Raw genomic sequence first — 8296 nt, 5'->3', positions numbered from 1 at the left:
ACCAACAATACATTGTCAAATTCAATACTAGCGCCTTCATCTCCTTGCAAACGGTGTACAAAAAGGTGCTGGTCTTTTGCAACTTTGAATTGCTGTCCTGCTATATTTACTATTGCGTACATTGTTAAATAATTATTATTTTAAATTGTTTATTTTATTGAGGTGCAAATATAGAATTAATTTTCTTTAAATCAAATGATTTAGTTTTTCTTGCTATATCTTTCTTCGGCATCATTGATGGCATCGGCCACAAGGGTGCGCATTTGGGTTGAAACATTCATCAATTTAGGGATCTCGGAGTAGTTACTCATCATGATCACTTTCATAGATTTTCTTTTATAATTGAATTGCAATTCATAACGTAACACAGAATCTGAAGTAATGTCTGCACCACGGTTAGCAATCACTTCAGGGAAATTCCATAAGCCTAATTCATTGGCTTTATTATGTAGAAAAATGATATCGTTTTTCTTTAATTTAACATTTGTTTTTATAAGCGAATCCTTTGCATTCAGGTATTGGTAATCTCCGGTTGCTGAATCATAGGTGTTTTGAAGATCTTTCCCTACCCCCCATTTATATTGTAGCGAAACAAATTCTGTAGATTTGAATGGTGCATTCTTAATCATGGGCCTGTAATACACCACACAATAAATTAAAAAAGGCACAATAATCGACAGTGCTAAAAATATTTTTTTCCCTCTGGAATTCATAGTTTGTTATTATTATTCGTTTAATCTAAAGGTCCTGTTAGCTCCCCTTCCCACTTACTTACCACTGCTGTCGCTAAACTGTTACCAATAACATTGGTAGCAGATCTACCCATATCCAAAAGTGGATCAATACCGATCAATAAAGCAAGGCCTGCTTCTGGAATGTCAAAGGTAGCAATTGTACCGGCAATAACCACCAGTGAGGCCCGTGGTACGCCCGCTATCCCCTTGCTGGTTAACATTAAGATCAATAACATGGTAATTTGTTGTTCAAATGACAAATGGATACCATAAGATTGCGCAATAAATAAGGAAGCAAAGGTCATGTATAACATAGATCCATCAAGGTTAAAGGAGTAACCCAATGGAAGCACAAAACTTACAATTTTATCTTTACAGCCAAAGCGCTCCAGCTGTAACATGGTTTTAGGATATGCAGCCTCACTACTTGCCGTACTAAAAGCAAGCAAAGTAGGTTCTTTCATTCTGTTTACAAGGTTGAAAACACGTTTTTTAAGAATGATAAAGCCAATAAAAATAAGAATGAGCCATAGCAATAACATGGTAGAGTAGAATTCACCAATAAATAAGGCATAAGTAGACAATACGCTTAAGCCCTGTTTGGCAACAATGGCCGCCATAGCGCCGAATACGGCAAAAGGTGCAAAGTTCATTACATAACCAGTTACTTTTAAAATAACATGTGCAACGGCATCAAAAAACTTAATGATAATCTGGCCTTTTTCTCCTATTGCGGCTGTGGCTACTCCAAAAAATAAAGAGAACACAACAATCTGCAGAATCTCATTGGTAGCCATCGCCTCGGTCATACTTTTTGGCACAATGTGCGAAATAAAGTCTTTCATAGATAAGGCCACTTTAGTGATGCCTGTATCTATATTACTCGGAGGCAATGGTAAATTCATTGCTTCTCCTGGTTTAAAGATGTTAACCATGATTAAACCTAATACCAGCGACAATAAAGAGGCACTCAAAAACCATAACATGGTTTTGCCGCCTATACGGCCTACAGCTTTGATGTCCCCTACTTTTGCCACACCCACTACCAGAGTAGTAAATACAAGCGGAGCAACAATCATTTTAATCAGTCTCAAGAAAATGTCGCTCAACAAAGTTAAGGGCTCCAGTTTTTTCTCTCTAATTTTCTCGCTTTCAAAACGACTATTTTCTGCTGCTTTCTTTTCAGCAATCAGCGTTGTAAAAGCTGTGGAAGTAGAATCTGTTACTTTTAAAAGCTGTCCATCAATTGCTTTTACCCTTATTTCAGCTTTAGAAATTTGATCGTTATAAGTACTGAAAGATTTTATATTCAAATAATATCCCAGGCCTACACCTAATATTAAAGCTAGAAAAATAAAGAATGTTAATCTGTTTTGTTTCGACATCTATCTATATTTTTTATACAGGCGTAAAACTACAATAATTATATTATTGTATAAAGTTTGTTTGAAGAGGAATAAAATTTGCAAATTAGGTGTAACAATATTGGAAAAACCACCTCTAAACCTATATCAACTCATCGTAAGTGGAACAAAAGGACCTGTTATTCAAGCAAATCTTCGATACTAACTCAAAAAAGATATTCCATTTATGCTATGGATATACCGGAGACAAGGATGCTGCAAACGATTTGTTACAAGAAACTTTCCTTAAAGTATGGCAGAATCTAGATAAATTCAGGAATAAGTCCCTTATTTCTACTTGGATTTACCGGATTGCTGTAAACACTTGTCTAACTTACCTTCGCTCAGAAAAAAGACAAGGAAAAGAGGAGCTTACCGAGAATATTATAGAGAATAAGGTAGAAGAATACTCAGAAAAGAACGAACAAGTCGCCTTACTTTACAAATCCATCTCAAAGCTGGAAGAAAATGACCGTTTAATAATCACCATGGTGCTGGATGAACTCCCTTATCATGAAATTGCAGAAATTTCAGGAATAAGTGAAGGGAATTTAAGGGTAAAAATTCACCGGATTAAACAAAAACTGACAGAATTATACAATCAACATGCAAGAATTTGATGATATACAATCGTTATGGCATTCACATAACGTTGAAGTAAAGATCTCTTCCGGGGAGATGCTGGTGCAGGCGAAAAAAGAAGTCAATAGCATGCGCAACAAATCCTTATTGAATATTTTGGGCATGTGTCTATCCCTGATTGCCATGGCCTGCCTTTGGTTATTCTTTGATTTTAACTCCTGGACTACCCATGTAGGTATTACCATCTTAATAACAGCTATTGCTGTTTATACCTTCATTTTATACCGTGGGCATCGTTTAATTTCAAAAAATGATTTTACTGCCAATCCGAATGATTTTCTGCAGGAACTGAAATTATACCAGTTGAGCAGATACAGTTTATATAATAGTCTTTACTGGATTTATACTGTAGCACTAAGTGTAGGCACCGCCCTCCTCTTCGTTGAAATTTTAGCCTACTTCAGCGTATGGAAGCAAGTGATAGCCATTATTTGTACTTTTGGCTGGCTGTTGTTCTGCTCTACCATTGTCAGAAAAGTAGTGGTAAAAAAAGAAAAAGAGCGCATAGCGCTCTTGATAGAAAAGTTTGAAAGAATTAGCGGACAGTTTTAATCATTCAACTCTTCCACTTCATCTACAGAGAAGCTATTTCCACTTAATTTGTATTGCAAGGTTATAACGCTTGCTTTTTGGGTGCTGTCTTCAGGCTTTACCATTGGAAAAGAACGATATAGTTCCCCATTTTTAATGGTAAACTTATCTTTGCCTGCATAATTCTTTTTCATCCTGCTGCTTAATCCAGGGAAGGTGATTTTTTGAAAGCTGTTACGTGAATATTCAAAAACATTTAAATCAAGCTGATCCTGTTCGTTTAACAACTCTATGTAAAGCTCGGGGTTGCCATCATTATCCAAATCCATATTCCAGGCATCAGTAATAATCCCCTTGCGCTCGTTGGAGAAAGATTTGAAATCATTTCTTGCTGAATCAGACATTAATATCAAATAACCACCGAGACTATCCACACCTTTGCCCCAGCTTAATACTTCAAAATTAAGACCTGGCCGCACTGAAATATCCTTATAAAATGGAAAGGGATTAACCTGTTTTTTCACTTCTGTTGTTGTTGAATTTATAGTATTCTGGTCTGAGGTTTTCTCCTGACCACATGACAACATGAATAACAAGTAACCAGCCAACAAAAATGGTCTTAAATCTAAAAGTTTATATTTCATACATATGGTTTTAAAATGCCAATTTACATTATTTAGCTGAAGTAGCATTTGATGCACCATTATTTAAAGTAGTTTCCATCACTACACTTCTTTTACCACTAGGCATAATGACAATGGTTTTTAAGGTTATTTTTTGTCCAGCGGCTACCTTTATTTTAATAGGATTTTGATAAGGTGTTGCATTCTCTGAAGGACGATAATTATCCAAAGTATAATAAATGGTGGCACCTGGCACAGGCTCCTTCAGCTCAATATTAAACTCACTACCGTTTAATACTTTCTCATTTTGCCCTAGAGGTGTCGGCACCCAGTAATTGGTACCCGCCTTGTCTAGCCGGGCTAAATGTGCAGGCATACGTTCTTCAGAAAAGTTCTTAAAGTCTTTGCGGCCTGGTTGGCTCCAGGCAACTTCTGCCAGGGCAAACATTCTGGGCAACACCATATATTCTACTTTTGCCGGTGTTGTGATGTATTCTGTCCAAAGGTTAGCCTGCACCCCCATGATGTACTTTTGCTGTGCAGCTGTTAATACCGCAGGCACAGGCTCATAAGCATAAATTTTAGCATATGGAGCATGGCCGCCAATGGTTAAAGGTTCATCCGGCGATAAGGATGGAGCATAGTCTAAATATAGCCCATTAGTAGATGGGGTCATTACCACATCGTGGTTCTGCTGTGCGGCAGCAATGCCACCTTCAACGCCCCTCCAGGACATCACCGTGGCATTTGGTGCTAAACCACCTTCCAGGATTTCGTCCCAGCCGATGATTGAGCGACCTTTACTATTGATATATTTCTCCATTCGCTGAACGAAATAACTCTGCAGCTCATGTTCATCCTTAAGTTTAAGATCTTTAATTAACTTCTGGCAGAAAGCTGATTCCTTCCAGTAATCTTTGGGGCTTTCATCACCCCCCACATGGATATACTTAGACGGAAACAAGGCAATGACCTCATCAATGACATTCTGTAAAAAGGTAAAAGTATTTTCTGAAGGCACAAAGACATCCTGAAAAACACCAAAAGTCTGTTGTACTTGCTTTCCTTTTCTAGAGCCTGCCCATGGGGCTTTTGGATCGATATAGGTATCTCTTTCAGGAAAGGCGCTTAACTGCGGATAAGCAGCAATAGCGGCAGAAGCGTGACCTGGCATTTCTATTTCAGGAATAACATTTACATATTTCGTTGCTGCATAGGCCACCACTTCTTTCACCTCCTCTTGTGTATAGAAACCTTTATAGACCTCTTCATCCGTTCCAACACCAGGATGATGCCCTATAATAGTTCCGTTTCTTGAGGCGCCAACTGTAGTTAGTTTAGGGTATTTCTTGATCTCAATCCGCCATCCCTGGTCATCTGTCAGGTGCCAGTGAAAGTTGTTCAGCTTATATTGTGCGAGTAAATCAATGTATTTTTTAAGGAATGACACCGGGAAATAATGTCTGCAAACGTCTAACATCATGCCTCGGTACCTGAACCTCGGATAGTCGTTGATTTCTGCGGTAGGTATTTTAATTTCATTACCCACTTTTTCTGGCATTAATTGCATAACCGACTGTATGGCGTAGAATAATCCTGCATCTTTTCCAGTAATCAGCACTTTGTTGTCAGTAATCTTAATTTGATAGCCTTCAGCAGGAAGTTGATCAGCACCATCGGAGGTAATGACAATAGCTTTTTGTTGCCCATCCAGTTTATTCGTTTCCCTAAGTGCAAAACCGGCCTTAGTTACGATAAAAGCATTTAATAGATCTACAGCTTTACTATTTGCGGGAGAATTAGAGATTAAGACAACTGTTTTGTCTAATAGAAAAGTACCATTATGTCTTTGAACTGAAACTGGCACAGGGATAATACCCATGTTTTCGTCTTGCTGCGCAAACGCAGGAAATGCAAGACTGACAAATAGCACCAAGGAGAGAAACTTTTTCATAAAATATTCATTATCTGTAGCAGAATGAGAACCAAGATAATTAATATTTTATTTTAGAGAGATAAATTAGGTAACAATATTTGAACATAAAAAAGCCTGTAACCACTTTTATAGCTACAGGCATCTATATATTTTTATTCTTAGGAGATGAGAGGATTAAGCCTTTACAACATCTTCTTTTGCAGCAAGGTAACGCTCTGCATCTAAAGCAGCCATACATCCTGTTCCAGCAGCAGTTACAGCCTGGCGATAGTAATGATCCTGAACATCACCACAAGCAAAAACACCTTCCACGTTAGTTTTTGTACTACCTGGAATAGTTTTTAAATAACCTGTTTCGTCCATATCAATCCAGCCTTTGAAGATATCAGTATTTGGCTTATGACCAATGGCGACAAAGAAGCCTTCTATAGCTAAGTCCTGTTCTGCACCGGTTTGGTTATTGACAACCCTTAATCCCGTTACATTTTTACCATTTCCTAAAACCTCTTTAGCTTCAGAATTATAGATCACTTCAATATTTGGCGTATTTAAAACCCGGTGAACCATTGCTTTTGAAGCTCTGAACTCATCACGGCGTACCAGCATATATACTTTTTTGCAAAGTTTAGCTAAATAGGTAGCCTCTTCTGCAGCGGTATCTCCTGCGCCAACAATGGCAACATCCTGATTTTTGAAGAAGAAACCATCACAAACAGCGCAGGCAGAAACACCAAAGCCATTATATTGTTGCTCACTTGGAAGTCCCAACCATTTTGCTGTTGCACCTGTAGAGATAATTACAGTATCAGCTGTAATGGTTTTAATTTCATCAACAACCACTTTATGAGGCAAAGAAGAAAAATCAACAGAGCTTACGTAGCCAAAACGGATGTCTGTACCAAAGCGCTCCGCTTGTTTTCTAAAATCTTCCATCATTTCCGGGCCCATTACCCCTAAAGGGTAACCTGGAAAATTATCAACATCTGTCGTTTGTGTAAGTTGCCCGCCAGCTTCCATACCTGTGTATAAAACAGGTTTTAGATCGGCACGTGCTGCATAAATTGCGGCAGTATATCCTGCAGGTCCGGAGCCAATGATCAGACATTGAACGTGTTCTATTTCTTGAGACATATAATTCTTATAATACTTGTTCGTTTGAGCGCCAAATTTAATGATAATCCTGACAATACGCCAATTGCTTAACGCTTTGTGATTCTTACATTATAATTAAGGCTTAGTTTGTTTTGCTGCTTTAATTTCCTTCTTTGTTTTTTTGACAACGGAAATCATTTTATCGTCTTTATAAATGGCTACCTTCCGGCCACCGTCAAGTTGCCACTCACCTTCTTTTTTACCATTTATAAACTGTCCACTTTCTTCCAGGTTACCTTTGGTATCAAAAAATTTATAGGGTCCGTTGAGAATATTATTCTTGTAGATGACCACGTTTTTCACATCGCCGTTCTCATAAAAGCTTAACCACTGGCCCTCACGATGACCATTTTTAAAGCTTCCAGAAAGCACAATATATCTTTCTTTACCTTTTGAAACGGCTTCCAGGTTAGCAAAGCTATCATTGGGATTTATCCAGTCATAATAAACAAACTTGCCATGAGCAACATTCAACTGCTCATCACTGAAAGATCCACTGACCAATAAATACCCATCAAGGTCGTATTTCTTAAATACATAAACACTATCGCCTGTTACCTTGCCATAGATAGCATAGCTTTTTGCTTTTGCCGAGTCTGCGGTTACCTTATCTTTTGAATCGAAAAATACGGTCTTCACCTGGGCATCACTACCAAAAGCACACAAAAGAAAGAGTACAACAAGGAAAAATTTGTTCATTTACAAAAATACCGTCTATGTTTGAATTATTCCAACATTGAATTGCTTTTTTACAGGACTTTGATTGGCAGCTTCAATACCCATAGAGATGACCTTACGCGTTTCCAGCGGATCAATAATTCCATCTACCCATAAACGCGATGCCGCATAATATGGTGTGGTTTGACTATTGTACCTATCGGTAATTTCTTTTAGCAGGTCGGCTTCTTTTTCTGGTGTAACAATTTCACCGGCGGCTTTCATGGAAGCCTCCTGCATCTGCAACAAAGTTTTTGCCGCTTGACTAGCACCCATAACCGCTATTTTTGCACTCGGCCAGGCATAAATTAACCTCGGGTCATAGGCTTTACCGCACATGGCATAGTTACCTGCACCATAAGAATTCCCTATGATAATGGTGAACTTTGGTACTACAGAATTAGCGACTGCATTGACCATTTTAGCACCGTCTTTGATGATGCCACCGTGTTCAGAGCGACTGCCTACCATAAAACCCGTTACATCCTGCAAAAAGACCAATGGAATTTTCTTCTGGTTACAATTCATGATAAAGCGTGCTGCCTTATCAGCGCTATC

10 protein-coding genes are annotated in these 8296 nt (G+C 38.3%); 2 read left to right on the top strand and 8 right to left on the bottom strand.

Annotated elements, in window-relative coordinates:
* From ACR2F7_RS17975 to ACR2F7_RS17965, 3 genes are all read right to left on the bottom strand, one after another.
* Positions 1-122, bottom strand: a 122-nt coding sequence (locus tag ACR2F7_RS17975; RefSeq protein WP_432714912.1) for a large ribosomal subunit protein bL21, incomplete at its 3' end; no start/stop codon positions are given.
* Positions 123-200: 78 nt separating this feature from the next.
* The gene (locus ACR2F7_RS17970) at positions 201-713 is read right to left on the bottom strand and encodes a hypothetical protein (protein WP_432714911.1); all 513 of its coding nucleotides are present in this window, start codon (positions 711-713) and stop codon (positions 201-203) included.
* A gap of 20 nt (positions 714-733) precedes the next feature.
* Entirely contained in the window at positions 734-2119 is a 1386-nt protein-coding gene (locus tag ACR2F7_RS17965; protein WP_432714910.1) for a dicarboxylate/amino acid:cation symporter, read from the bottom strand.
* Between the two features lie 140 nt (positions 2120-2259).
* On the opposite strand from ACR2F7_RS17965, the gene ACR2F7_RS17960 reads away from it, so the two are divergent.
* Complete coding sequence (locus ACR2F7_RS17960; protein WP_432714909.1) at positions 2260-2757, top strand: RNA polymerase sigma factor; 498 nt, start codon at positions 2260-2262, stop codon at positions 2755-2757.
* On the top strand, positions 2744-3331 hold the full coding sequence (locus ACR2F7_RS17955) for a hypothetical protein (RefSeq protein ID WP_432714908.1): 588 nt from the start codon (positions 2744-2746) through the stop codon (positions 3329-3331). Before ACR2F7_RS17960 ends, ACR2F7_RS17955 begins: the two co-directional genes overlap by 14 nt.
* Here ACR2F7_RS17955 and ACR2F7_RS17950 read toward each other — a convergent pair.
* The 5 genes from ACR2F7_RS17950 to ACR2F7_RS17930 form a co-directional block, all read right to left on the bottom strand.
* Entirely contained in the window at positions 3328-3954 is a 627-nt protein-coding gene (locus ACR2F7_RS17950) for a hypothetical protein (RefSeq protein WP_432714907.1), read from the bottom strand. The two genes, ACR2F7_RS17955 and ACR2F7_RS17950, sit on opposite strands and share 4 nt — an antisense overlap.
* Before the next feature lie 28 nt (positions 3955-3982).
* The gene (locus ACR2F7_RS17945) at positions 3983-5887 is read right to left on the bottom strand and encodes a beta-N-acetylhexosaminidase (protein WP_432714906.1); all 1905 of its coding nucleotides are present in this window, start codon (positions 5885-5887) and stop codon (positions 3983-3985) included.
* Between the two features lie 156 nt (positions 5888-6043).
* Positions 6044-7000 carry a thioredoxin-disulfide reductase gene (gene trxB, locus ACR2F7_RS17940; protein WP_432714905.1) on the bottom strand — a complete coding sequence of 319 codons (957 nt, stop codon included), beginning with the start codon at positions 6998-7000 and terminating at the stop codon, positions 6044-6046.
* Between the two features lie 96 nt (positions 7001-7096).
* Positions 7097-7720 carry a toxin-antitoxin system YwqK family antitoxin gene (locus tag ACR2F7_RS17935; RefSeq protein ID WP_432714904.1) on the bottom strand — a complete coding sequence of 208 codons (624 nt, stop codon included), beginning with the start codon at positions 7718-7720 and terminating at the stop codon, positions 7097-7099.
* Between the two features lie 15 nt (positions 7721-7735).
* Positions 7736-8296 (bottom strand): carboxyl transferase domain-containing protein (locus ACR2F7_RS17930; protein ID WP_432714903.1); only part of this gene is annotated, 561 nt, incomplete at its 5' end.

This window comes from Pedobacter sp. (genome assembly GCF_045628745.1).
Classification (GTDB): Bacteria; Bacteroidota; Bacteroidia; order Sphingobacteriales; family Sphingobacteriaceae; genus Pedobacter.
This window is presented reverse-complemented; position numbering and strand designations above follow the sequence as displayed.

Bases quoted from the DNA above. Each gene is read 5' to 3' on its own strand.
- ACR2F7_RS17970 (WP_432714911.1), bottom strand. From the start codon at position 713: ATGAATTCCAGAGGGAAAAAAATATTTTTAGCACTGTCGATTATTGTG.
- ACR2F7_RS17965 (WP_432714910.1), bottom strand. From the start codon at position 2,119: ATGTCGAAACAAAACAGATTAACATTCTTTATTTTTCTAGCTTTAATA.
- ACR2F7_RS17955 (WP_432714908.1), top strand. From the start codon at position 2,744: ATGCAAGAATTTGATGATATACAATCGTTATGGCATTCACATAACGTT.
- ACR2F7_RS17950 (WP_432714907.1), bottom strand. From the start codon at position 3,954: ATGAAATATAAACTTTTAGATTTAAGACCATTTTTGTTGGCTGGTTAC.
- ACR2F7_RS17945 (WP_432714906.1), bottom strand. From the start codon at position 5,887: ATGAAAAAGTTTCTCTCCTTGGTGCTATTTGTCAGTCTTGCATTTCCT.
- trxB (WP_432714905.1), bottom strand. From the start codon at position 7,000: ATGTCTCAAGAAATAGAACACGTTCAATGTCTGATCATTGGCTCCGGA.
- ACR2F7_RS17935 (WP_432714904.1), bottom strand. From the start codon at position 7,720: ATGAACAAATTTTTCCTTGTTGTACTCTTTCTTTTGTGTGCTTTTGGT.